Below are 23,917 nucleotides of genomic sequence, written 5' to 3' on the forward strand. Positions count from 1 at the left end.
ACACAAAAAATCACTGCCTTATTCAGACAGTGATTTTGAAAACACCAAACACCTAAACCTAATTAGCTTTTTTCTACCTGCCCAAAGCCAAGCTCAACAGACGTTGAGCGACCAAAAATGAGCACTGATATTTTTATTTTACTTTTCTCGTAATTAACTTCCTCAACAACACCATTAAAATCCTTAAATGGCCCATCAATAACCCTAATTACCTCACCAGCCTCAAACATCGTCTTAGGTCGAGGCTTGTTCACTCCATCTTCGACTCTATTGAGAATAGCCATCGCTTCTTTTTCGGATATTGGCGCAGGACGATCGGAAGTCCCACCTATAAAACCCAACACCCTCGGCACATCTTTTACCAAATGCCAAGTTTCATCAGTCAAATCCATCTGCACCAGGACATATCCAGGAAAGAATTTTCTTTCGCTTTTTCTCTGCTGTCCCATGCGCATCTCTACAACTTCTTCAGTAGGCACCAAAATCTTGCCGAAATACTGCTCCAAACCTTCTCTTTTGATTCTTTCCTCTAAGGCTTGCTTAACTTTATTCTCGAAATTTGAGTAGGCGTGCACAACATACCAACGTAGCGCCATCTTCCTACCCTCCTTGACCAGTCAAAAGACGCACACCCCAAAACAGGAACATATCCAGCAACCACAGGATCAAGCCAACGATAAAAACCATTCCAAACACCAACAATGTGGTACGAAAAGTCTCTTCTCGAGTCGGCCAAACAACCTTTCTGACTTCTTGCTTAGACTCCAGCACGAAACCCCAAATATTTCGCCCTACTCCCGTAGTGAGCATCATACCCACCACAATCAGCGCCACAACAACCAAACCAAGGACGCGGTATAAAAGCGGAACTTCTGAGAAATAATAGAATGCAGCTACACCAGCAACTACAAAGACAACGGAAAATACTTGCTTAACAACATCAAAAACCGATGTCGATGCTTCTACTTGAGTATTCATGTGTTATTTACTATGAAAATAGATTTGATATGCTTTAATCTGAATGGCAGGCCAGGAGGGTCTCGAACCCCCAACCCGCGGTTTTGGAGACCGCTATTCTACCAATTGAACTACTGACCTATTCAGACAAGCCTTACATAAACTGCTATATTATACTAAATAATATTATTATTCAAGTATTGATGCAACAACGCCCGCACCTACTGTACGACCACCTTCACGGATTGCAAAACGCAAACCATCTTCCATGGCGATCGGTGAAATCAGCTTTACTTTGACTGAAATATTATCGCCAGGCATAACCATTTCAACGCCTTCCGGCAACTCGACAGCACCGGTCACGTCAGTTGTTCTGAAATAGAACTGCGGACGATAGCCATTGAAGAATGGAGTATGACGACCACCTTCATCTTTAGACAAGATATAAATTTCTGAGTTGAAGTATGAATGCGGCTTAATAGTACCCTTGTGCGCCAATACCTGACCACGCTCGACATCATCTCTTTTTGTTCCTCTCAGAAGGATACCGACATTGTCGCCAGCCTGACCCTGATCCAGCAATTTACGGAACATTTCCACACCGGTACAGGTTGTTGATACGGTAGGCTTAATACCGACAATTTCAATTTCCTGCCCAACTTTAACAATGCCACGCTCAATACGACCGGTCACTACGGTGCCACGACCGGAAATCGAGAATACGTCTTCAATCGGCATCAGGAATGCACCATCTACCGCTCTTTCCGGCAAAGGAATGTAAGTATCCAAAGCCTCCACCAATCTGACCACCGAAGGAACACCGATTTCGCTGGTATCGCCTTGCAATGCAAGCAAAGCCGAACCTACGATAATTGGCGTGTCATCACCCGGAAATTCGTACATATCCAGCAGCTCGCGAATTTCCATCTCGACCAATTCGATCAGCTCTGCATCGTCAACCATGTCCGCTTTATTCAGGAACACCACGACGTAAGGCACGCCCACCTGTCTTGACAACAGGATATGCTCTCTTGTTTGCGGCATTGGGCCATCAGCTGCCGAACATACCAAAATAGCGCCATCCATTTGCGCCGCACCGGTAATCATGTTTTTTACGTAATCAGCATGGCCCGGGCAGTCAACGTGCGCATAATGGCGTGTTGCTGATTCATATTCGACGTGTGATGTTGATATAGTGATACCACGCGCACGCTCTTCAGGTGCATTATCAATCTGATCAAAGGCTTTAACTTCTCCACCTTGGAGCTCAGCCATTACTTTTGTTAAAGCAGCAGTTAAAGTAGTTTTACCATGATCGACGTGACCGATTGTGCCGACGTTGACGTGGGGCTTGCTACGTGAAAATTTTTCTTTGGCCATTAAAATACACCTCTAATAATCAACACAACACATGGAGCTCATAACCGGATTTGAACCGGTGACCTCTTCCTTACCAAGGAAGTGCTCTACCTACTGAGCTATATGAGCTTAATTTTTTTTGAATTTGGAGCGGGTGATGGGAATCGAACCCACGTGATCAGCTTGGAAGGCTGGAGTTCTACCATTGAACTACACCCGCGGATATTTTTTAATTGGATGGTGGAGGGGGGAGGATTCGAACCTCCGAAGGCAGAGCCGGCAGATTTACAGTCTGATCCCTTTGGCCGCTCGGGAACCCCTCCGTTATCGGATAACCCAGTTATTATCTATCATCAAACTCACATTGTCAACGAATCATTCACTTCGAATTCAATTTATTCATTACCGCCGCCATATCACCTGTAATCACTTGATCCACATAACTAGCAGCAAGATCAAAAGCCGACGACATCAAGATCCATTCACTCTTAGAAGGACCTGACAACACAAAATCTGCAACAGCCTCTCCAGCCGGAGGCCGGCCAATTCCTATCCTTAAGCGATAAAACTCTTTCGCCCCCAGATGCGCAATAATATCTCGTAAGCCATTATGCCCGGCATGCCCACCGTCTTTTTTTAGCTTTACCACACCAACATCGAAATCAAGCTCATCATGAACAACGAGAATCTCATCCGGTGCCAATTTATAGTATCGAGCAACCTTGCCCACAACCTGACCACTTCGATTCATGAACGTACCCGGCTTCAACAGCAGCACCTTACCGCCCGCACCCCCAATCTCAGCCAACAGCCCATCAAACCTAGACTCCCTGACCCAATCACAATTCGAATCAGATACCAATCTATCTAAAAACAAAAACCCGGCATTATGCCGGGTTTTTTCGTACTGCCGGCCAGGATTACCCAAGCCAACTATAAGCTTAATCATGCGTTATTTTATTAAACTCTCAGGCAGCGTCGTCTTTACTTGCCTTTGAAGCCATCATTGACGCAACAGGATGATCATGCTCAGAACCTTGAGCCAAAGCTACGATTTCAACACCCGCCGGCAAAACAATATCCGAAAGATGAGCCGATTCACCAATATCCAAACCACCCAGATCCACTTCAATATAATCAGGCAAAGCAGCCGGCAAACAGGAGACTTCAACATCGATCATAGCATGGGTAACAATACCCCCCTTCTTTCCACCGACAGATGTTTGCTCATTGACAAAATGCAATGGCACATGCACTTTTAATGCTTCCGACATAGTCACTCGAAGAAAGTCCATGTGCAGGACTTGAAATTTAGCAGGATGACGCTGAACGCCCTTCAGAACCACTCGCTCTGTCTTGCCATCAATATTAACACCCAAAACATGCGAATAAACCGCCTCATGCGCAAGATGTTTAATCACCTCATTGTGGTTCAGCAAAAGCATTTGAGGCTCACCATGCCCACCGTATATTACCGCAGGCACATTACCCGCGCGACGCGCTCTTCTGGCTGCGCTTTTACCTGATTGCCCACGACTTTCGGCAACAAACTCAAATACGTTAGACATTTTCCTCTCAACCCCGTGCTATCAAGCACAACAAATTAAATTTTACAATCCACAATCATCAATCCACATAGAGCGAACTAACCGACTCACCGACAGCTATACGTCTTATGGTTTCAGCTAGCATCTCTGCGACACTTAGCTGCCTTATTTTACCTGATTCAGCAGCTTCATGACTCAATGGGATGGTATCAGTAACAACCAACTCATCAAGCTCTGAGTTATTTATATTTTTTAAAGCAGAACCCGACAACACCGCATGAGTACAATACGCAACCACCTTGATCGCACCATGTTTTTTTAGCGCTCCCGCAGCATGACATAAGGTTCCCGCCGTATCAACCAAATCATCGATCAATACGCAGCTCCGCCCTTCAACATCCCCAATTATATGCATAATCTCTGCAACATTAGCCTTGGGCCGGCGCTTATCGATAATCGCAAGATCAGCATCATCCAAACGCTTTGCAAGAGCCCTAGCCCTTACAACACCGCCAACATCCGGCGAAACGACAATCAAGTCTTTATATTTTTGCCGCCAGACATCTCCGAGAAGAATAGGCGACGAGTAAACATTATCTACAGGTATATCGAAAAAACCCTGAATCTGATCCGCATGCAAATCAACCGTCAAAACTCGATCCGCACCTGCCTGCTCAATCATTTTCGCAACCAACTTCGCGCTAATTGGCACCCGCGCCGATCGTGACCTCCTGTCCTGCCGCGCATATCCATAATATGGCATTACCGCAGTTATTCGTGATGCCGAAGCCCGATGAAGAGCATCTATCATCACCAGCAACTCCATTAAATTTTCATTTGTTGGAGAACAAGTCGGCTGAATAACGAAAACATCCTTACCGCGAACATTTTCTTCAATCTCTACAGCGATTTCCCCGTCACTGAATCTGCCGACGGTCGCCATTCCGAGGCGCATATTGAGTTTCTTTACTATACCCTCTGACAAAGCCAAGTTAGCATTTCCAGAAAACACCATCACAGAGGTGTCACTCATCAAGCACTCCCAAATAGAATTTAACTTAGCGGAGGTAAATGGCTGGGCCGCAAGGATTCGAACCTTGGTATGCGGAGATCAAAACCCCGTGCCTTACCGCTTGGCGACGGCCCAATAATCAAGATATATTACCACTCTTCAGCTTTGAAAACAAAGGCGACTCATTTACACCCTTCACCAGATACACCTGCCACTTCTTCTGAAGTGACCGATAAGCACTGACTGCAGCTTCTTCTGAATCAAACTGTGCAAAAACACAAGCCCCTGTCCCGGTTAACCTTGCCTCAGAAAATTCAGACAAATCAACCAAAGCATCTTTAACAGACTGGTAACGTTCGCGAACCACCCCAAGACAATCGTTTTGGTGTTGACCCGCTATAAAGTCGGCTATTCTGATCGATTTACTATTCCGTGTCAAATCTTTAGATAAAAATACTTCTTTCGTATCCACATGACAGTTCGGCTTTATCACCACAAACCATTGTTCTGGAATATCTATTCTCTCAAGTTTTTCACCAACGCCTTCTGCCCATGATGAATAGCCGTATACGAACACGGGCACGTCTGCGCCCAGGGTCAAACCCAACTCCATCAATTTTTCCATTGATAATTGCAATCCCCATAGCGCGTTCAGCACAACCAGGGTCGTTGCCGCATCAGAACTGCCGCCACCAAGCCCTCCACCCATAGGCAGGTTTTTTTCGACCTCAATGCGCACCCCTTGCTCACAGCCCGTTTCTGCTTTTAACAGCTTCGCTGCTCTAATAATCAAATCATCCGCTTCAGGAACGCCAGGAATAGGTTTTTGCAAGCTAACCCGCCCATCATCAACCGGATGAAATGTTATCCAATCGCATAATTCTATGAATTGAAATACTGTCTGCAACAAATGATAACCATCGCTTCTTTGCCCGGTTATCCGTAACATTAAATTCAATTTTGCCGGTGCAGGCCATTTTTCCGCCCATGCGGACTGATTAATTTGATTTTGTGTCATTTAAAACCCAGTGATCGATGATTAACTTTAATTTGACCTGCTTATTCATAACCATCATTTTGAGCGGCATAGCGCCATCATCAACGGACTGCATTTGCTTGTATTCACTCAGCCACCCCGCCTGATTAAAGCCGATATCGGTATCTTTATACGAGCGCGAGGGCTCCGGCAACCCCACCACCCAATACCGCAGTGACCGCACAGGAACAAACATGCCCAGTTGCTGATTAATAAACTCTTCCGGCTGTGTTGATGACTGCACATCATCCCCACCTCGATCGATAGTAACGACATTTCCTTTGAGCGAAATAACAACCGCCCCCTGACCTAAGGGGCCGGATAATTTTATCTTCTCGACATCAGGACTATGCTCCCAGCTTATATTGGCCGACCAGGAATCATTTTGCCCCGTTAATGCCAATCGACCTTCAAACGACCAGCGCTCCAGCTCATAAAGATGAAGCATTGCAACCCTTGAATAATGAACACTTGGCTCAACAGGAACAACCGAACAAGCCGACAACAAAAGGATCAGCGCCCCCCCGACCAACAACCCTACTTTAAAACGCAACACTCTATTCTTCGCCGCTCAATAGTCGATTTTTGAAATCCAACAAATACTCATCTTCTGGAGCCTTTTTAATGGCCTTACTAAATACCTTCCTGGCCTCCTCTTTTCTGCCTAAGGCCCACAACACCTCGGCAAGATGAGCCGCTATTTCACCTTCCTGTTGTTTTGCATAGGCCCGTTCAAGATAACCCAAGGCTTGCTGAAGCCTGCCCAGCTTATATTGCAGCCACCCAAAACTATCCATAATTACAGCCTCATTCGGCTGTAAATTGAGCGCCTGTTGCAGGTATTTTTCTGCATCGGCATATCGCCCGGCATTACCCAACAAGCTATAGCCCAATGCATTTAAAGCCTCTGCGTCATCGGGATATTTGGCTAATATTTTTTTCAGGTCAGCTTCCAGCACATCCAGCTTATTAAGCCGTTCCGCCATCAACGCACGCGTGTATAACAAGTCTCTTTGATCCGGCTGACCAGCCATCGCTTCAGTCAACAACTTAAAAGCTTTTTCATATTGCCCCTGCTGACCGTACAATCCGGCTCGCATCAGAATAATGCGCAGCTTTTGTTTTGGAAATTGCTCCGATAACAGATTCAACCTAACATCGGCCTCATCAAATTTCTTGTCTTTTACCAGCAATGAAACCGCTGAAATCGCCGACTCAAAAACTAACGGCCCTTCAGTTACCTTATCAAACCATGCCAACGCCTTTTGCGTATGCTCACGTTTTTCTTCTATTTTCCCTAAATAAAAATTGGCCTGATTTTGCCATTCAGGCTGATCAAGCAATTGCTTAAAGATGTCTTCCGCCTTTCCATCACGATTTAATTGCAAATAGACCAATGCCAGCGCAATCTGACTCTCAGCATCTTTCGGATTGGACAAAATAATGCCCTGATAAACCTCACTTGCAGCCTCATATTCCGTTGCTTTTATTAACACCTGCGCCAGCAGTTTTTTAAACTTGTCATTTTCAGGATATTTAAGGGATGCATTTCTCAGCAACGTTTTTGCCTTATTCAAATCCCCAGAAAACACTGCTATTTGGGCCTGAAATACCAAAGCCTTATCCCAGTCGGGCTGAATATTCAAAGCCTGCTGCACTTTCTTTTCCGCCAGCGCATTATTTTTCATTTCCGCAGCCAATAATGACTGCACAAAATAAACCACCGCTTGATCAGGATTCTTCTCTCCCACGGAATCCAGCACCTCATAAAAAAAGTCCGACTTGCCATCCCTTTGCAGCACACTCGCCAATTCAAGCGCGCTCTTTTCAAATCCGGCCGGATCTGTCTTCAATACCGCACTTAAGTGATCAACAGCCGCCTGCTTATTACCGGCTCTCAATGCTGATAATGCAGCAATTTTTCTTGCCGTAGGATTGTTAGGATCTTGTTTCAACCACAAAGAAATAGCCTCGTCCGTTTTATTGCTATCCCTCATATACATGGCAATTTTTGCCGCCCTTTCTGCAAATCTGGGATCACTAACACGCTTGGCCGCTTCCATGTAACCCTCCAGAGCAATGGCATATTGCCCTCTTTGTCCCGCAAGCTCTGCCGCCATCAGCATATACATCACATCCGGATCTATCGCTGTTTTTACTTCGCTTTGTTCCGTTTTTTTCTTGGGTTCGGCTATTTTAACAGGCTCAACCACTTCTTCCTGTGCGCTCGGCTTTTCAGGCGAACTGGCGCAACCATTAAGAAAAACGAGGATTATCACTGAAAACAATCTAAAAATTAACACACAATCGTCCTATTTATTGCCTACAAATATTGTTGCCATAGATTATCAGAAAAACCAGTCGAGTCGGATAGCTGATTTATTCCATTTGGATAAAGCCATTATATTTCTTAGAATACACTGACATAATACAGGCATTAAGGTTCAAGGTAAAAGGCGCAAGATTCAAGGTTCGTGATTTAAAAAAACGGCCTTTTACCTTGCATCACTTACTTTTATACCTTAAAAAAACCTTTTACCTTGAACCTAAATCACATGACACTTATTGCAGTTGGGATTAATTACAATACCGCACCGGTCTCGATCCGTGAGCGCCTGTCATTCCCTGCCGAAATCATGGAATCCTCGTTGCAGGAACTGTGGCACATCAAAGAAATCAATGAAGCCGCCATACTGTCAACCTGTAACCGCACCGAGTTTTACTGCACAGCAACCACAGCGAATAAACAAATCCTGATTGACTGGGTGTCTCAAAGCAAACAAATCAGTGCCGCCGACTTTACGCCTTATCTTTACTGTCATACCGATAGCGACCTCATCCGCCACATGTTTCGAGTAGCTTGCGGCCTGGATTCCATGATTCTGGGTGAACCGCAAATTCTGGGACAAATGAAAACGGCTTATCAGGCCGCCTACGAAGCAGGGACTCTAGGCAAGCGCCTGGGCAAACTTTTTCAGCACACCTTTACCGCAGCCAAAAAAGTACGCACCGATACCGCCATTGGCTCCAGCCCCGTATCGGTTGCCTTTGCCGCCGTTCAGCTGGCGCAGCAAATCTTCGATAAACTCAGCGAGCAGACCGCCCTTCTAATAGGTGCCGGCGAAACCATAGAGCTGACCGCCCGACATTTGTCGCAGCAAGGCATAGGCCGGATCATTATCGCCAACCGTACTTATGATAAAGCCCACGCCCTGGCCATGCAGTTTAACGGCTATGCGATCGCCTTGTCCGAACTGCCTGCGCATCTGGCCGAAGCCGACATCGTTATCTCATCAACCGCCAGCCAACTGCCGATACTGGGTAAAGGTCGCGTTGAAAGCGCGCTAAAAAAACGCAAACACAAACCGATGTTCATGGTGGACCTTGCGGTACCTCGGGATATTGAGGCGGAAGTCGAGCAACTCAGGGACGTGTATCTTTACACCATTGACGATCTGCAAAATACCATCGATCAAAACATGAATTCCCGCCGTCTGGCCGCAGAACAGGCCGAAGAAATAATCGACACCCAAGTCGACTATTTTTTAGCGTGGCTACGCGCTCAAGGTGCACAATCGACTATTCAGGATTATCGCCATCAAGCCGAACAATCCCGTGACGAAGCCTTGCAAAAGGCCATGGCTTTATTAAAAAGCGGAGTTCCCGCAGAACAAGCCCTTAACCGACTGGCCCACAGCCTGACCAACAAACTCATCCATACGCCCAGCGCCCAAATCAGAGCCGCCGCCGAAAACGAACGCCACGATTTGATTGCCGCCGCCCGCGAAATTTTTAAATTAACCAACTCTCAATGAAACAATCCATACAACATAAACTCGAAAATCTGTGCGAACGCTATGATGAAATTGCCGCCTTACTTTCGGAACCCGAAGTACAAGGCAATCAAAACAAATTCCGTTCCCTGAGCCAGGAGTACGCCCAAATCAACCCGCTGGTTGATTGCTACAAACGCTATCAACAAACCTTGGAAAGCCTGGCTTCGGCCAAAGAAATGGCCAATGACAGCGACCCCGAGTTAAGGGAAATGGCCAAGGAAGAAGTCAATGACGCAGAAAATCAACTCGAAGCAATCGAGCATGAATTGCAAGTATTGTTACTGCCCAAAGATCCCAACGATAACCGCAACATTTTCATAGAAATACGCGCCGGAACAGGCGGCGATGAAGCGGCGATTTTCTCCGGCGATCTTGCCCGCATGTATCAACGCTATGCCGAGCGCAAAGGCTGGCAAACAGAAATCATCAACGAAAGTCACGGCGACCACGGCGGTTATAAAGAAGTCATCCTGCGCGTTGCCGGCAAGGATGTTTATTCCCAATTAAAATTCGAATCCGGCGCACACCGGGTGCAACGCGTGCCTGAAACCGAGTCGCAAGGCCGTATCCACACTTCGGCCTGCACCGTCGCGATCATGCCGGAAGTCGACGAGGTTGACGCCATCGACATCAACCCAGCCGACCTTAAAGTCGACACCTTCCGTGCCTCGGGAGCCGGCGGGCAGCACATCAATAAAACCGAATCCGCGATACGCATTACCCATGTGCCGACCGGCGTGGTCGTGGAATGCCAGGACGAGCGCTCGCAACATAAAAACCGCGCCAGAGCCATGTCTTTATTGGCCTCGCGACTGCTATCCGCCGAACAGGAAAAACACCATGCCGAACAATCGGCCACCCGAAAGCTGCAAGTCGGCAGCGGCGACCGTTCCGAGCGCATCCGCACCTACAATTATCCGCAAGGCCGCTTAACCGACCACCGCATCAACCTGACCTTGTACAAACTGGACGACATCATGCAAGGCGGATTGGAGCAAGTCATTCAGCCGTTGATCAGCGAGCATCAGGCCGAATTGTTGACCCAATTGGGCGAAGACTAAGTTAAATGCATTGCATAAAATCGATACTGGCCGAGGCCAGCGACGCGCTGACTCTAGTCTCCGACTCTGCTTTACTGGATGCAGAAATTTTACTGTGCCAGGCGCTTAACCAACCGCGCTCCCATCTTCGCGCCTGGCCGGACAAACCACTGCTGCCCGAACACTTGGCCGCTTTTAGGGCGTTGCTTGAACAACGCCAACAAGGCATACCTATCGCCTATATCACCGGCAACCGGGAGTTCTGGTCGCGGGACTTTCAGGTCAGCCCTGACGTACTGATTCCTAGACCCGACACCGAACTGCTTATCGAGCTCAGCTTAAAATTGATCCCGGCAGATGACCCCGTCAAAATTATTGATCTGGGCACCGGCTCAGGCATTATTGCCATCACGCTGGCCGCCGAACGGCCGCATGCACAGATCAGCGCCACCGATTTCAGCTTGGCCGCGTTGCGCATCGCCCGACTCAATGCCGACAAGCACCACATCAACACCATTCAGTTTTATCAAAGCAACTGGTTTGCCGATGTTCCCGCCACCCAATTCAACCTTGTTATCAGCAATCCGCCTTATATTGCGGAAGATGACAGCCATCTACAGCAAGGCGATGTCCGGTTTGAGCCGCAAACCGCCCTGTGCGCCGCAGAGCAGGGGCTTGGCGATATTAAAATCATCGCCGACGCCGCACGCAACTATTTGGAGCCCCGCGGACATTTGCTGATTGAACATGGTTACGACCAGCAGCAACAAGTCCAAACCCTATTTAAAGACTTGCATTATGATAACGTACAAACCTATACAGACTTATCCGGACAACCCCGGGTGACTTATGGACAATTCATGTCAGGTTATCCTGTCTGACACCCTTCGAGTTAATGCAAGTCAGTTCCAGACAAATTTGTCAACGTGAGGTTTAACATCATGACCCTAGAACACTTCCAAATTCCCCGCAGATTAGCCAATCAACTACTGCATCTTGCTCAAATCTCGCCGGACTTTGAAATATGCGGACTTATCGGCGGTAAAAATGACCTGCCCAGCAGTTGCTACCCCATTAAAAACACTGCCGAACAGCCTCAGCAGCGTTTTCAGCTTGATCCCGGCCAACAAATTTCAGCCATGGCTGAAATGCGCGATCAGGGGGAAAAGCTATTTGCAATCTACCATTCTCACCCGACCGCACCAGCCACGCCGTCAGCCGTCGATCTAGAACAGGCATCTTACCCCGAAGCGCTTTACCTGATCATTTCACTCAATACCAAAGGTATTCTGGAAATGCGCGGTTTTAAAATAGACCATAAATCGGCCCGGGAAATAGTACTGTCTCTGAGCGAAGAGGGGTAACTTTCACTTGCTTAATCGCTGTCTAAAAAAAATGGCAACTTAAAAACAAAATAACAAATATCAGTTAATTTTATGTAGACTGTGATGTTTATAGCACTTTTCAAAAAATCGATTCGGATTACCTATCGTGCAACTGTTAAAAAAGCTCTTTAGAAAAAAAACCGTTTGCAAAGGTATTGTCGGCATCAGTTTTTTGCAGAACGGCATCGCTGTTGCTGTATCCGAATTTACAGAAAACAATAAATTAACACTCATACACTGCGAGTTCATTGATGCGGAAAAACCTGCGAATCAACAGAACATGCTTAGCGAACTGGCTACCGAGCATGATCTTGCCGAGTATGACTGCCATCTGGTACTGACTAGCGATAGCTACCGTCGCGTCAACGTTGAGACTCCCGCAGTCGCTGACAACGAACTCATTGAAGCCATACGCTGGAAAATCAATGAACTCATTGACTTCCCCATTGACAAGGCTGTCATTGATTATTACCAGACTCCCATGCCCGTTCGCGCCAACAGCAGCATAATGCTGGAAGTCATCGCCAGCCCTATTGACGTCCTCCGCGAACAGATCGAAAAATGCGCCAAGGCCGGACTGCAACTCAAAGTAATCGATATTCAAGAAACATCCCTGCGTAATCTGGCAGCGCATACACCGGAAAACCAACGCGGCATCGCTCTTTTGTACCTGCTGGAATTTTCCGGCACCCTGTTGATACAAAAAGAGGCGACTATTTATGTATCCCGTAAATTTGAAATAGGTTATAAAAAACTGGGATTAGATGATCAATTTTCCAGCGAGAGCCTGACCGTAAATGCCCATAACAACTTGGCCCTTGAAATACAACGCTCACTCGATTATGTAGAAAGTTATTACGGAATTCCGCCCATTTCAGCTTTAGCCGTCATCCCCTTAGCGGAAAACACCCATAACCTGCTTGATAGTCTAAGCCGCAATCTTGGCATTGCCGCACGTATGATAGATCTATCCGCTATTATCGATTGCGACATTTTAGTGGATGCCCGGACTCAATCGCTTTGCGCTCCGGTTATCGGCGCAACATTGCGTTATGCAATAGAAGCCGCATGATACAACAAGTCAATTTATATCAGGACATCCTTAATCAAGGGCGGAAGAAATCGGGCATTAATCCCTACTTGATCGGTCTGTCGGCGATAATCCTGCTGCTTGTCGGCTTCAGTGTGTTCTTAACGTGGAATACCAAAAACACCGAGACTCATGTGCAACAACTCCTTCAGAATCTGGAAGTTGAACGCGGACGGGTCAATCTCATCGCGTCCAAAATCCCCAAACAGGAAATCGACACGCAACTTGTCGCAGAAGTCGCACAGTGGCAAATCACGCTGGACGAATTAACGCATGCCATGCAATTGTTATCAGGTAAAATTACCGATCAATCGCCCGGCTTTTCAAACCACTTCCAGGCACTGTCCAACCAGTCGATTCCTGATGTCTGGCTTAGAGCACTATACATTAACGGGCAAGAGCAGATTATCAACATCGAGGGCAGCACCTTTAAACCCGAAAAAATCCCTTACTTTCTGCAACAACTGCAAAAAGAACCCATATTCAACGGGCACACCTTCGCAAAACTCATTATGCAGCAATCAGAAGAGATACCTAATCAAATAGATTTTAAACTCAGCACGACACTAGAAGCTCCGGATAAAAAAAGCCATGCCCAATAACCTTCAAGAAAAATTTGAAGCCCTGACCCAACGGGAAAAAATCATCGTAGTCTTTGCAATATTGGCCGGCATATGGCTCGCCTGGGATAACTTTTTCTATCAATCGATCCAAAAAAAACAACACGTGCTTCAGCAGAAGTTAACCAGCCTTAAACAGCAGACAACCGATCAGCAACTGATAGCAATCAAACTCGAAAACAGTCCCCACACAGACCCTAACCTAAACAACCGGAACAAACTGGCCGCGTTAAAAGCCGAACATAACCGGATGCAAGAACTTATGATGCATGACAAAAGCCTTGTCCCGCCGCAATTAATGGCCGTTGCGTTAAGCGATATACTCAACCGGAATAACCAATTGAGCTTGATAAAACTGGACACGCTGCCGGTAACCACCTTACTGGAATCCAAACAACCGCAACCAAACTCGATATACAAACACGGCCTGGCGATCACTTTTTCCGGCAGTTATTTAGACACGCTCAATTATTTAAAAGCACTGGAATCATTGCCGTGGCATTTTGTCTGGGAAAGCATTGATTATCAGGTTATAGATTACCCGACAGCAGAAACTACAATCAAAGTGTACACACTCAGTTTTAAGGAGAGCTGGCTTGGTGTTTAGATCGATGATAACACTACTGTTCACCGGACTGGCATCCATGCCATGCCATGCAGAATTCCGCGATCCGACTCAACCGGCCTATCCGCTGCCAGCAGCCGCTAATCCCGCTGGCAGCGACAATGAGTTGGTTTTATCGGCCATCTGGATTTCATCGCATTCCAGACGAGCGACCATCAACGGCGTCTCCGGCAAACAAGGCCAGACCATTGTCATCGAACAAGCTTTACCTTTAAATCCTGAACCGGCAACTCCGGCAAATACCCCTGCGACGAATACCCGCTCTAATAGCGGCAACAGCAGTGGCGGCGGTACTCCTACCGCTATGGATCCTGGGTTGCTCGATAAATTGACAGCAATAGCTCCAATGCAGCTTGCCCCGTTACTTGCAACCGCGGCCAAAAGCATGGACATCCCCCAGCTTCAGGAACAAATCGCCATGAACCCGCCAACCACGCGGCAACAAGCGAATACCGCTCAACGCCCGAAAACGGTCCATATTCCGGCACCTTCGAGTACGATTAAAATCATCAGTATTCACAAAAACTCGGTCGTCGTCGACCAAAATGGCGAACTCAAGACCTTGCAACTGGTGCAACGTCCCTATAAAACACAATAAAGCCCAAGTACATTTTATAAAATGAATAACACCCATCGAGCCATTGCCATAGCATTGACATTACTGCTGGTAGCCTGCACCTCGCTTCAACCGACCAAGTCATCCAATGTTGCCAATGCTTTTTCTGGTGTCGCACCGCAAGCCCGTAGTAATACCAAAACGCCGACAGCCATTACCGATGCCCTGGTCCCTGATTTTAATCAAACCCTGGCCACCTCACAAAACTCGATGCAGCAAACGCGCCTTAATATTTCCGTTAATGAAGTCGATGCCCGTGAATTTTTTATGGGCCTGGTTGTAGATACCGAAGAAAACATGCTGGTACATCCTGAAGTAACCGGCACTATTTCACTGGAACTAAAGAATGTAACCATTGCGCAGGTCCTTGATGCCGTACAAAAAGTCTATGGCTATGATTACAAAAAAAACGATATGGGGTACATCATCTATCCTGCAACCTTGCAAACCAAAACCTTCAAAATAGACCGGCTCGATTTGCAGCGGATAGGTAACTCAAATACCACGGTGTCGTCCGGTAGACAAGCCGGTCAAAATAATTCGCAAGGAAGCAGCAACCAACAAGGAAGCAGCGGTCAACAAGGCAACACCACTCAAGGCAGCAATCCGCAGGGTAATAACCCGACGGGGAACAATACCCAATCATATTCCAACTCATCAAGCAGCTCCGTCCGCACCATTACAAAAACAGACTTCTGGCAAGAAATGAAAGAGTCTTTAACCCACATTATTGCCGTCGACCCTCAAGCAACCGTGGATATTAACCAGCAATCGGGCATCGTGATTGTCCGAGCAAAACCCATGCAGTTACGGGAAATAGAAAGCTTCCTGTCTGCCACCCAAACCCAAATCAGCAGACAAGTCATCCTTGAAGCTAAAATACTGGAAGTTACTCTTGATGATAATCATCAAGATGGCGTTAACTGGGAGAGCATCGTCAAAGAAGGTATCAACAAAGCGCCATTGTTGACCGGCATAGGCGGAGTCATGGACCCTAATACATTTGCTTCTGTTTTTACCTTGGGCGCTCATTCCGGCGATTTTCGTGCCTTTGTCGAACTTATGGAAACTCAAGGGAAAACCAACGTGTTATCCAGTCCGAGAATTTCGACTTTAAATAATCAATCAGCCATCATTAAAGTCGGCCAGGATGAATATTTCGCTACCGGTTTTAATGGTGGAACGCCTGGTGCGACAGGCGTTGCTCCCACCGCGCCTACTGTCCTTATCGATGTTTTCTTTTCCGGCATTTCGCTGGATGTTACTCCACAGATAGATGACAATGAGGACATCACCCTGCATATCCACCCATCCATTAGCCAAGTAAAAAAAGACACCAAGGATTTCGGTCTTGACATAACTTTACCGCTGGCACTCACCACGGTCAGGGAATCGGACAGCATAGTCAAGGCTAAAAACGGCCAGATTATTGTGCTGGGTGGGCTGATGCAGGAGAATGATAATGAAAAGAAACAAGGCGTCACCGGGTTAGCAGCGATTCCTTATATCGGTAACCTGTTTAGAGTCAACACCGGCACAACCCAAAAATCGGAACTGATTATATTGCTTAAAGCCTCTTTTATCGGCAGCGATGCGGACTGGCAAAAGGACATAAATTCCAGTAAACAGCGCTTTGAAAGACTTGACTCACAACCGCGCTGGAAATAAGTTATGTAACCTGGGCAAGCGGCATGGACAGATATATCGCTCCTGCATTGCCTACATGCGCCCCATGGCGTTATGCAGTAACACCAGCCAAGCGTAATATAACCCGAGCTAAAATAGCGGCAATATCTTCATAAAAAATATTTTTAAAATTATTTATGTATAAAACACACTTTGGCCTCAATAGTCAGCCCTTTGGTTTAACGCCGGACACACAGTTTTTTTGTGAGCTACCCTCTCATTTAGAAGCACTCAATGTGTTGCTGATTGCTTTACATAACGGCGAAGGGTTTATCAAAATTACCGGCGATGTCGGTACCGGTAAAACCATGCTCTGCCGCAAATTGCTCAATGAATTGCCCGAACCTTTCGAGACTGCATACATTCCCAATCCGCACTTGCCGCCGGTGGGCCTGCTCATGGCAATTGCCGATGAAATGAGTATCGAGTACTCCCGGCATATCGGACAAAACGGTCTGATGAAGCTAATTAATGACTTTCTAATCAATAGCGCTGTTAACGGTAAAAAACCGGTGTTGATTATCGATGAAGCTCAGTCCATGTCGATTGAGACATTAGAAGCGTTACGGCTTATCACCAATCTGGAAACCGAAAAACAAAAACTGCTGCAAATCGTGTTATTCGGCCAACCTGAACTTGATGAACAACTGCATAACAAAGCCATCCGGCAACTCAGACAGCGCATCACTTTTAGTTACGCACTTAAACCACTCACGCCACAAAACGTTGCCGATTACATTAGACACCGATTGCGTATTGCAGGCATGGGCAATCTAAGTATTTTCTCCGGATTAGCTATCCAAGCCATGCACCACTATAGCCGGGGCATACCCAGACTGGTTAATATTTTGGCCAATAAAGCGATGCTGTCGGCTTATGGCAAAGGCCATTCGTCAGTAGGCGTAAAGCAGGTTTATCTAGCCGCTATGGATACCGAAGACACCAATACAAAATTTAAACTTTTTGGCTTCCGTAAGCGTTACTTACTGCTATTGTTACTCGCGATTGCCGGTTACCTATGGATACCCATGGCATCCATATTATGAGCCTGATCAATCAAATGCTGCGCGACCTGGAAAGTCGCAACACTTCAAATAATACACCACCAACACTGCAACACAATATTCAGGCAACGCAACCTTCGCCGTCGAAAATGCCCATCCTGCTCTGGAGCTTATTGGCTATTATTGCGACGGGCGGCACTTATTCGGCTTACCAATACAGTAAAACGCTGACTAAAACTCCTTCAGGAATTATTGCCGACAACATTAAAAAAGATCCGAAGCCTATTGCACCCTATGAAAAGGTATTGGCGGCGCCAAACGCCATTACCGCCCCTGCACCCAAAATCGAACTTAAGCCATCGGAAAATATAACAATTCAGCCCGTCTCAATTACTCAACCCGTACCGGCAGTCCAGACAGCACCCACGATTCAACCAAAACCCTCGGCCCAGACGGCTCCAGCAGTTCAGGCAGCACCTCAGATTGTCGCCGAACCACCTATTAAAAAAATGCCCATCGCCTCTAAACCGGCGCTGATCGAATCAACATCCGCTAAACAACAAGCGGATTTACTCTATCGTCAGGCAGAAAATAATTCTGAAGATTACTCGGTAACTTATAAACTGGAACAAGCTCTTAAACTTGATCCGCGACATCTCAGGGCTCGATTATTATTGGCTAAAACATTGCACAATCAAGGACAAGTTGGCAAAACTGCCGAGTTTCTGGATCAAAGCCTAGCGCTGTTTCCTGATAACCTACAATTTATCAACACCCGTGCGCAGCTATATCTGCAACAAAAAAATCCCAACGGTGCGCTTAAAACGCTACAGCACGTTGACTTAACAAACAGCTCTAATGAAACCTATTTATCTTTATTAGCGGCGACCTATCAACAGCTGCAATCCTTTGCTAATGCGGCTAAAGTCTATCAAAGGCTGGTAACCGTCAACCCGGAAAAAGCCGAAAACTGGCTGGGTCTAGCCCTATCACAAGAAAAACTCGACAATCCAAAACTTACCCGCGAAGCCTACCAGCAAGCGCTAAACAAAAATACTCTGAAAGAATCCATTACGAGCTATATTAAACAACGACTAACCGAGCTTAGATAAATTTTGTGCTCTACCAAGGATGAAATGCTTAATGAGGTTGAATCGACGCCCCACATAAGTAGACATTCTTATCGATAAAAAGTATGCGAAGAGGAAATGAAGTTAGCGGGACAAGGGCGTAATGCGTGACAAAGCCCAAATCGATAATAGAAGCGAAAGAAAAAACTAATACTATGAACGCTTTAATTTTTTGGTGTGAAGTTTGACGCATACTCAAAAAACCACTTTGCTGATGTTTTTTTCAGTGCACTTGACGCGGATTACCCTTATATCTGGTCTATCCTTGTTAGAAGACTAGCCGCCTCGTACCGTAAAAAATGATCACACATTAAATACAATGATGAGAGACGGCCAGAAAGACAAAATACTATTAGAAACAACTTACCAGTCGACTTAAACTCACAGTCTCCCGTTAAATTATTTGGTTAATTTTGCACTCAACTGTCCTGACCACAGACCAAAGTACGTTCCGACTACAATAGAAATAGAAATCACAATTAACGGATTATCCAAAGAAGCGCTCAGGAGAATATCTTTAGTCAACTTGCCGGGAGTTTGTAGCAAATATGCAAATGTGGATGAATATCCAAGTACGCTGGCAGGTATAGTCGCAAGAGCTGGAATATTCGCAGCAAGACACATAACGACGACGGAACAAGTTACAGTAACAGCGGCCCAAAATGGGAAGCCGAGAATTGCTGAGGAAGGAATATTAGTGATTTGAATAGCCGCTAACCAAGCCATAAATACGCCGAAAATTCCACACACGATGGTGTTTTTTAATGCTTCTTGAGTGGCGCCCAGAAAAAAGTAAGCTGCCCAGGCAATGGTTGCAGCCCATATAAAGAATATACCGCTAAGAGGCCCCACTGCCAAAAACGTTGCTAAGCCAGCCAAAACGGCAATGCTTATTGAAAGCGCTGTAAGATTGTTCATAATATATTTCCAAAATTCACCTCACTTATTGTTTAGTTAGATTTCGCATTGAGGTGGTTCTACGAAACATAACACTTTCAGTTAACCGGCAGCCAAACTAAAACCAGTTCGGTTCGAATATTAGCAGATATTATTTTCGCAATAAACACCAGCATTCAAAACTCTTAATCTTGGCTAAATCAATACGCCTCATTTAAATACCGGGAACAATACTATTACAAATTCTTGCTCTACTAAATGAACACGTTACCAATGATAATTACATTATAAATTAAGGTATGCAGTATTTTTGATGCTCCGCAGAGAAATATCCGCATAAAACACAATTAATACAAGTATGAATTAAAGCCACAATTTGGCTTAGTTATAAAAAATCCACACCGCTGGTTCATCAATGCGATCTACCCACTGTTTACTAGATTGATTTTAAAATACAGGGAGATTCATAAGGCCGCTCAATTGAACACTCACGACAAATAAGAGATCAAGTTTAAAAATTATTGAGCCTTAAACGCAGATAGAAACTTGACGTTGCCATAAAGAGTAGACAATGTTTGAGCATAAGCTACGTCCGGAAAACAAGGATCTTTTCGGTAAACAGGATAGCGCAACATCCCTTATCAGGCAAACATGGACATATTGAGATCCAATATAGCAACTGACAGTTCTGATTTATCAAATGTATAAGCAAAAATCGTCCGATTAGACTTGCTTTACCGTTGATATCGCACTAGAGAGTCGATTGACAATAACTTCAACCGGCGATTAACAGTTTATTCCGTGATAATCACAATTTTTTTAACGTAGCGGGGATACTGCCGCTACGAGCTACTTTGTAGATGATAACAGCCGTCGCCACCCGGCTTATAAATACGGAAGATTCTCCGCCGGGTGACTAAAACGTCTTAACCTTCCAGAGTCGCCAATCGTGCCGCGAGAATTCCTTCTAACGACTCTAACGCTTTGGTGAAGCCCTCGATACCTTCTGCAAGCTTATCCGAAGCCATACGGTTTTCAGCATGCATGCGATCAAAAGTCGCTTTATCAATGGTTATTTTTTCAATTGCAGCGTTGGCTGCATTTGCAGGATCCAGTTTGCGTACCAGCTCACCTTCGGTAGACTGAAGTTCAGCTAATAAAGACGGCGCAATAGTCAATAAATCGCAACCTGCCAATTCAACTATCTCGCCCACGTTACGGAAGCTGGCACCCATAACTTCGGTTTTATAGCCGAATTTTTTATAGTAGTTATAGATTTCGGTGACTGACAATACGCCTGGATCTTCAGCTGGAGCATAAGAATCACGACCGGTATCTTTTTTGTACCAATCCAGAATGCGTCCAACGAAAGGTGAAATCAGGGTGATTCCGTTCTCGGCGCAGGCGATTGCCTGATGCAGGCCAAATAACAAAGTCAGGTTAGTGTGAATGCCTTCTTTTTCAAGAATAGACGCAGCTTGTATACCTTCCCAAGTTGCAGCAATTTTGATCAGAATCCGTTCACGCGAAACGCCTTGCGCTTCGTACATCGCAATCAGTTCACGGCCTACGCGGACGCTGGCATCGGTATCAAATGAAAGGCGAGCATCAACTTCAGTTGAAACACGCCCTGGAATAACGTCAAGAATCTTGCGTCCGAAAGAAACGGCCAAACGCTCAAAAGCAAGGGTAGCCACTTGTGCTGCAGATGCATCTTTACCTAAAGTCTCTCTGGCGCCTTTTAGGGTATCATCAACGATACCTTGATATTGCGGCATTTGAGCAGCAGCGGTAATCAGCGAAGGATTAGTCGTCGCATCACGAGGTTTGAAAGTTTCAATAGCCTGGATATCACCAGTATCGGCTACAACCACGGTCATTTCTCTCAGTTGTTCAAGTAAAGTCTTTGCCATTAGAGGCTCCTTTATTTTAAGATTTAAAAAAATTCAAGACATACACTCGCCATTTCCAAATTTATTCAGAATATACGCGTATGACATCCAATATAATTGCAGGGGTAGGATTATACAGTGAGTAGCTGTGATTAATCATCAAAAAGCAATCGCTCTACCTAACCTGGGGAGAAAACGATTGCTTTTAATGAGTCATGTTTCTCAGAAGCCCAAGACTACACATCCGTATAATTTTGGAAGCCACACATGATAGTGGCTATCTAGCATAGAGGTCTCTCGCTCACGCACACAGAAACCCAATTCTTTACAGACAAATTACGCTTTTTCGGCGCTTGCTTTTGCAGCAATATTTTGCCTAGCCATGTATTTAGAGACGCTACTTGCAGCCGGAGATACAGCCTTCTTTTCCATATATTTGGCAACTCCGCTCGCTTTAGGCGTTTTCTTTGCGGTCATCGACTCTCTTTCCACATACTTTGCAACCCCACTGACAATTGGGGCTTCTTTTACATGAATTGCCTGTCTTGCTACGTACTTTGCAACTCCACTTAAAATAGGCGCGTCTTTTCTAGAAATAATTTGTTTTGCTACATACTTGGCAACACCACTTACTGGTGGTTTTTCTTTCTCCAAAATTGCCTGCTCTTCCAAATACCTAGCTACTCCGGTTGCTGCGGCAGCCACTGCTGCGGCTCTTTCCTGTGCCTTTTGCATCTCTTTTTCTCTCGCCAACTGCTGTTCTCTTTCTTCTTCTTTTTCTTGCTCTTTAGCAAGTAGGCGCTGTTCTTCCAAATACCTGGCAACTATAGCGGCGGCGGCGGCCTTTCTCGCGGCGATGGACTCGTCTTCAAGATATTTACCGACCTTCGTTACCGCTGCTGTATTTCTGGCAGATATAGACTGCTTAATTAAATACTTAGAAACGCTGCTGATAACAGGCGACTTCGCTTGTTTTTCCACATATTTCGCAACGCTGCTTACTGTGGGTGCTTTTTTTGTAACAGAAGCCTGCTTTGTCACGTACTTCGCAACACTGCTTATTTTCGGCGCATTTTTTGCGAATATGGCCTGTCTTGCCATATACTTGGCGACGCTGCTCACAGGAATCTGATCCAGTTTTTCCAAGTACTTGGTAACACTGGATACTGTTTCTTGCTCCTGACCAACGTCTGCCGTTAACGCTTCTTCATAATTTTCAAGGTGATCAACAACCTCCTGGGCTGTTGATACTTCTTTCTGACTTTCAAGAGAATCAGCAACCTCATTGGCTGCCGACAATTCTTCCAAGTTTTTCAGATACCTGGTAACTCCACTTAGTACCGGCACAACTTCCTGGCTTTTCAAATACCTGGCAACGCCGGTAAGTCCGCCGAGCTCACTTACATGTGCGCGAGGACGACTGATTCGAGGTTCAACTTCCTTTTTTGAACCAAACAGTCCGAACACTAAATTGATCAAATAGTTTTGATCCATTTATCACCCCCGGTCGCGCATGTATTTTTCAACTCCGGTTCCCGCTTGTGCTGATTTTTCTTTTGCAGATTTAGCTTGTTTTTCAAGGTACTTTTCAACGCTACTTGTTACCGCTGAACTTTTCTCAGCTACAACTTGGCTTTCCAAATATCTGGCAACACCGGTTACCGCTCCCATATTATGTTTTCTCAGATATCGAGCGACACCGGAAAGTCCACTGGCATGACTGGAATATGCTCTTGAATCACTAGCTTTGGCTTTTGTTTCGCGCCTAGTAAAGAACAGATACCCAGCCACAGCAAAAGCAACTAACCCCAGCAAGTAAGTCATCATTGACTCTTCTTCGACCTTTACCGCTTCGCTTACCGCCACTTCACTTGTCGTAGCCCGTTCGGACGTCGACGATGTTCCGGCAAACTTGCTAGGCTTATAGTCAGCATCCTTGTATAGAACCTTTGGCTCAAAATCTGCCGCTGGGTATTTTGAATCCGACTCAGTCGACTCAACAGACTTAGTCTGTTTGGCCGGTGCCGACGCAGATTTGCTGCTGTCAATATCTTGATAAATTACTTTTGGCTTGAAGTCTGCTGCCGGATATTCTGTTTCTGCCCCTACTATGGGACTGGCTAATAACAGCGTAGCAACTAAACCATTCGTTAAATTATTCATTTTCACGTGTGAATCCCCCTCT

Annotated in this window: 24 protein-coding genes and 5 tRNA genes; 11 read left to right on the forward strand and 18 right to left on the reverse strand. The window is 45.8% G+C overall.

Going from position 1 to position 23,917, the window contains the following annotated elements; translation table 11 throughout:
* Positions 1 to 62 precede the first annotated feature (62 nt).
* From nusG to METTU_RS06470, 14 genes are all read right to left on the reverse strand, one after another.
* Positions 63 to 596 carry a transcription termination/antitermination protein NusG gene (gene nusG / locus METTU_RS06405; RefSeq protein ID WP_006890502.1) on the reverse strand — a complete coding sequence of 178 codons (534 nt, stop codon included), beginning with the start codon at positions 594 to 596 and terminating at the stop codon, positions 63 to 65.
* 4 nt (positions 597 to 600) lie between these two features.
* The gene (gene secE, locus METTU_RS06410) at positions 601 to 978 is read right to left on the reverse strand and encodes a preprotein translocase subunit SecE (RefSeq protein WP_006890503.1); all 378 of its coding nucleotides are present in this window, start codon (positions 976 to 978) and stop codon (positions 601 to 603) included.
* 44 nt (positions 979 to 1,022) lie between these two features.
* A tRNA-Trp gene (locus tag METTU_RS06415) sits at positions 1,023 to 1,098 on the reverse strand.
* Between the two features lie 48 nt (positions 1,099 to 1,146).
* The gene (tuf, locus tag METTU_RS06420) at positions 1,147 to 2,337 is read right to left on the reverse strand and encodes an elongation factor Tu (protein WP_006890504.1); all 1,191 of its coding nucleotides are present in this window, start codon (positions 2,335 to 2,337) and stop codon (positions 1,147 to 1,149) included.
* 32 nt (positions 2,338 to 2,369) lie between these two features.
* A tRNA-Thr gene (locus METTU_RS06425) sits at positions 2,370 to 2,445 on the reverse strand.
* A 17-nt stretch (positions 2,446 to 2,462) separates the two neighbouring features.
* Positions 2,463 to 2,536: transfer RNA gene (locus METTU_RS06430), tRNA-Gly, on the reverse strand.
* A gap of 18 nt (positions 2,537 to 2,554) precedes the next feature.
* Positions 2,555 to 2,639, reverse strand: a tRNA-Tyr gene (locus tag METTU_RS06435).
* A 56-nt stretch (positions 2,640 to 2,695) separates the two neighbouring features.
* Positions 2,696 to 3,265, reverse strand: coding sequence for an aminoacyl-tRNA hydrolase (gene pth / locus METTU_RS06440; RefSeq protein WP_006890505.1), 570 nt, complete (start codon positions 3,263 to 3,265; stop codon positions 2,696 to 2,698).
* 19 nt (positions 3,266 to 3,284) lie between these two features.
* Positions 3,285 to 3,884, reverse strand: coding sequence for a 50S ribosomal protein L25/general stress protein Ctc (locus METTU_RS06445; protein ID WP_006890506.1), 600 nt, complete (start codon positions 3,882 to 3,884; stop codon positions 3,285 to 3,287).
* A gap of 58 nt (positions 3,885 to 3,942) precedes the next feature.
* Positions 3,943 to 4,896, reverse strand: coding sequence for a ribose-phosphate diphosphokinase (locus tag METTU_RS06450; RefSeq protein WP_006890507.1), 954 nt, complete (start codon positions 4,894 to 4,896; stop codon positions 3,943 to 3,945).
* A gap of 39 nt (positions 4,897 to 4,935) precedes the next feature.
* Positions 4,936 to 5,010, reverse strand: a tRNA-Gln gene (locus METTU_RS06455).
* A gap of 4 nt (positions 5,011 to 5,014) precedes the next feature.
* A complete protein-coding gene (ispE, locus tag METTU_RS06460) occupies positions 5,015 to 5,893 on the reverse strand; it encodes a 4-(cytidine 5'-diphospho)-2-C-methyl-D-erythritol kinase (protein WP_006890508.1) in 879 nt (292 codons plus the stop codon).
* Positions 5,874 to 6,467, reverse strand: coding sequence for a lipoprotein insertase outer membrane protein LolB (gene lolB / locus METTU_RS06465; RefSeq protein ID WP_050897724.1), 594 nt, complete (start codon positions 6,465 to 6,467; stop codon positions 5,874 to 5,876). Before lolB ends, ispE begins: the two co-directional genes overlap by 20 nt.
* Before the next feature lies 1 nt (position 6,468).
* Positions 6,469 to 8,214 (reverse strand): tetratricopeptide repeat protein, encoded by a 1,746-nt coding sequence (locus METTU_RS06470; RefSeq protein ID WP_006890510.1) that lies wholly within the window; start codon positions 8,212 to 8,214, stop codon positions 6,469 to 6,471.
* A 252-nt stretch (positions 8,215 to 8,466) separates the two neighbouring features.
* Between METTU_RS06470 and hemA the strand changes: the two genes are divergently transcribed.
* The 11 genes from hemA (at position 8,467) to METTU_RS06525 (ending at position 18,925) form a co-directional block, all read left to right on the forward strand.
* Positions 8,467 to 9,726, forward strand: coding sequence for a glutamyl-tRNA reductase (gene hemA / locus METTU_RS06475; RefSeq protein ID WP_006890511.1), 1,260 nt, complete (start codon positions 8,467 to 8,469; stop codon positions 9,724 to 9,726).
* On the forward strand, positions 9,723 to 10,808 hold the full coding sequence (gene prfA / locus METTU_RS06480) for a peptide chain release factor 1 (protein ID WP_006890512.1): 1,086 nt from the start codon (positions 9,723 to 9,725) through the stop codon (positions 10,806 to 10,808). The genes hemA and prfA overlap by 4 nt, the downstream gene beginning before the upstream one ends.
* A 5-nt stretch (positions 10,809 to 10,813) precedes the next feature.
* On the forward strand, positions 10,814 to 11,668 hold the full coding sequence (gene prmC, locus METTU_RS06485) for a peptide chain release factor N(5)-glutamine methyltransferase (protein ID WP_006890513.1): 855 nt from the start codon (positions 10,814 to 10,816) through the stop codon (positions 11,666 to 11,668).
* 60 nt (positions 11,669 to 11,728) lie between these two features.
* Entirely contained in the window at positions 11,729 to 12,151 is a 423-nt protein-coding gene (locus METTU_RS06490; protein ID WP_006890514.1) for a M67 family metallopeptidase, read from the forward strand.
* A 127-nt stretch (positions 12,152 to 12,278) separates the two neighbouring features.
* Positions 12,279 to 13,244, forward strand: coding sequence for a type IV pilus biogenesis protein PilM (locus METTU_RS06495; protein WP_006890515.1), 966 nt, complete (start codon positions 12,279 to 12,281; stop codon positions 13,242 to 13,244).
* Complete coding sequence (locus METTU_RS06500; RefSeq protein WP_006890516.1) at positions 13,241 to 13,864, forward strand: PilN domain-containing protein; 624 nt, start codon at positions 13,241 to 13,243, stop codon at positions 13,862 to 13,864. Before METTU_RS06495 ends, METTU_RS06500 begins: the two co-directional genes overlap by 4 nt.
* Positions 13,854 to 14,489: a hypothetical protein gene (locus tag METTU_RS21635; RefSeq protein ID WP_006890517.1), complete on the forward strand. Its 636-nt coding sequence runs from the start codon at positions 13,854 to 13,856 to the stop codon at positions 14,487 to 14,489. Before METTU_RS06500 ends, METTU_RS21635 begins: the two co-directional genes overlap by 11 nt.
* A 4-nt stretch (positions 14,490 to 14,493) precedes the next feature.
* Positions 14,494 to 15,105 carry a hypothetical protein gene (locus METTU_RS06510; RefSeq protein ID WP_040579675.1) on the forward strand — a complete coding sequence of 204 codons (612 nt, stop codon included), beginning with the start codon at positions 14,494 to 14,496 and terminating at the stop codon, positions 15,103 to 15,105.
* Positions 15,106 to 15,126: 21 nt separating this feature from the next.
* The gene (locus tag METTU_RS06515; protein ID WP_006890519.1) at positions 15,127 to 16,791 is read left to right on the forward strand and encodes a secretin GspD/PilQ domain-containing protein; all 1,665 of its coding nucleotides are present in this window, start codon (positions 15,127 to 15,129) and stop codon (positions 16,789 to 16,791) included.
* 155 nt (positions 16,792 to 16,946) lie between these two features.
* A complete protein-coding gene (locus METTU_RS06520) occupies positions 16,947 to 17,855 on the forward strand; it encodes an ExeA family protein (RefSeq protein ID WP_006890520.1) in 909 nt (302 codons plus the stop codon).
* Positions 17,828 to 18,925 carry a tetratricopeptide repeat protein gene (locus tag METTU_RS06525; protein ID WP_006890521.1) on the forward strand — a complete coding sequence of 366 codons (1,098 nt, stop codon included), beginning with the start codon at positions 17,828 to 17,830 and terminating at the stop codon, positions 18,923 to 18,925. Before METTU_RS06520 ends, METTU_RS06525 begins: the two co-directional genes overlap by 28 nt.
* A 417-nt stretch (positions 18,926 to 19,342) precedes the next feature.
* On the opposite strand, the gene METTU_RS06530 is transcribed toward METTU_RS06525, so the two are convergent.
* From METTU_RS06530 to METTU_RS06545, 4 genes are all read right to left on the reverse strand, one after another.
* Positions 19,343 to 19,861, reverse strand: coding sequence for a DUF1097 domain-containing protein (locus tag METTU_RS06530; protein WP_006890522.1), 519 nt, complete (start codon positions 19,859 to 19,861; stop codon positions 19,343 to 19,345).
* 905 nt (positions 19,862 to 20,766) lie between these two features.
* On the reverse strand, positions 20,767 to 21,753 hold the full coding sequence (locus METTU_RS06535) for a transaldolase (RefSeq protein WP_006890523.1): 987 nt from the start codon (positions 21,751 to 21,753) through the stop codon (positions 20,767 to 20,769).
* A 315-nt stretch (positions 21,754 to 22,068) separates the two neighbouring features.
* Complete coding sequence (locus METTU_RS06540; protein WP_006890524.1) at positions 22,069 to 23,226, reverse strand: hypothetical protein; 1,158 nt, start codon at positions 23,224 to 23,226, stop codon at positions 22,069 to 22,071.
* A gap of 3 nt (positions 23,227 to 23,229) precedes the next feature.
* Positions 23,230 to 23,895, reverse strand: a complete 666-nt coding sequence (locus tag METTU_RS06545; protein WP_006890525.1) for a hypothetical protein — start codon at positions 23,893 to 23,895, stop codon at positions 23,230 to 23,232.
* Positions 23,896 to 23,917 lie beyond the last annotated feature (22 nt).

The sequence above is a fragment of the Methylobacter tundripaludum SV96 genome (assembly GCF_000190755.2).
Classification (GTDB): Bacteria; Pseudomonadota; Gammaproteobacteria; order Methylococcales; family Methylomonadaceae; genus Methylobacter_A; species Methylobacter_A tundripaludum.

What these genes read in the sequence shown, in the direction of transcription:
- nusG (WP_006890502.1), bottom strand. Translation starts at nt 596, where the DNA reads ATGGCGCTACGTTGGTATGTTGTGCACGCCTACTCAAATTTCGAGAAT.
- secE (WP_006890503.1), bottom strand. Translation starts at nt 978, where the DNA reads ATGAATACTCAAGTAGAAGCATCGACATCGGTTTTTGATGTTGTTAAG.
- tuf (WP_006890504.1), bottom strand. Translation starts at nt 2,337, where the DNA reads ATGGCCAAAGAAAAATTTTCACGTAGCAAGCCCCACGTCAACGTCGGC.
- pth (WP_006890505.1), bottom strand. Translation starts at nt 3,265, where the DNA reads ATGATTAAGCTTATAGTTGGCTTGGGTAATCCTGGCCGGCAGTACGAA.
- METTU_RS06445 (WP_006890506.1), bottom strand. Translation starts at nt 3,884, where the DNA reads ATGTCTAACGTATTTGAGTTTGTTGCCGAAAGTCGTGGGCAATCAGGT.
- METTU_RS06450 (WP_006890507.1), bottom strand. Translation starts at nt 4,896, where the DNA reads ATGAGTGACACCTCTGTGATGGTGTTTTCTGGAAATGCTAACTTGGCT.
- ispE (WP_006890508.1), bottom strand. Translation starts at nt 5,893, where the DNA reads ATGACACAAAATCAAATTAATCAGTCCGCATGGGCGGAAAAATGGCCT.
- hemA (WP_006890511.1), top strand. Translation starts at nt 8,467, where the DNA reads ATGACACTTATTGCAGTTGGGATTAATTACAATACCGCACCGGTCTCG.
- prfA (WP_006890512.1), top strand. Translation starts at nt 9,723, where the DNA reads ATGAAACAATCCATACAACATAAACTCGAAAATCTGTGCGAACGCTAT.
- prmC (WP_006890513.1), top strand. Translation starts at nt 10,814, where the DNA reads ATGCATTGCATAAAATCGATACTGGCCGAGGCCAGCGACGCGCTGACT.
- METTU_RS06490 (WP_006890514.1), top strand. Translation starts at nt 11,729, where the DNA reads ATGACCCTAGAACACTTCCAAATTCCCCGCAGATTAGCCAATCAACTA.
- METTU_RS06500 (WP_006890516.1), top strand. Translation starts at nt 13,241, where the DNA reads ATGATACAACAAGTCAATTTATATCAGGACATCCTTAATCAAGGGCGG.
- METTU_RS21635 (WP_006890517.1), top strand. Translation starts at nt 13,854, where the DNA reads ATGCCCAATAACCTTCAAGAAAAATTTGAAGCCCTGACCCAACGGGAA.
- METTU_RS06510 (WP_040579675.1), top strand. Translation starts at nt 14,494, where the DNA reads ATGATAACACTACTGTTCACCGGACTGGCATCCATGCCATGCCATGCA.
- METTU_RS06515 (WP_006890519.1), top strand. Translation starts at nt 15,127, where the DNA reads ATGAATAACACCCATCGAGCCATTGCCATAGCATTGACATTACTGCTG.
- METTU_RS06520 (WP_006890520.1), top strand. Translation starts at nt 16,947, where the DNA reads ATGTATAAAACACACTTTGGCCTCAATAGTCAGCCCTTTGGTTTAACG.
- METTU_RS06525 (WP_006890521.1), top strand. Translation starts at nt 17,828, where the DNA reads ATGGATACCCATGGCATCCATATTATGAGCCTGATCAATCAAATGCTG.
- METTU_RS06530 (WP_006890522.1), bottom strand. Translation starts at nt 19,861, where the DNA reads ATGAACAATCTTACAGCGCTTTCAATAAGCATTGCCGTTTTGGCTGGC.
- METTU_RS06535 (WP_006890523.1), bottom strand. Translation starts at nt 21,753, where the DNA reads ATGGCAAAGACTTTACTTGAACAACTGAGAGAAATGACCGTGGTTGTA.
- METTU_RS06540 (WP_006890524.1), bottom strand. Translation starts at nt 23,226, where the DNA reads ATGGATCAAAACTATTTGATCAATTTAGTGTTCGGACTGTTTGGTTCA.
- METTU_RS06545 (WP_006890525.1), bottom strand. Translation starts at nt 23,895, where the DNA reads ATGAATAATTTAACGAATGGTTTAGTTGCTACGCTGTTATTAGCCAGT.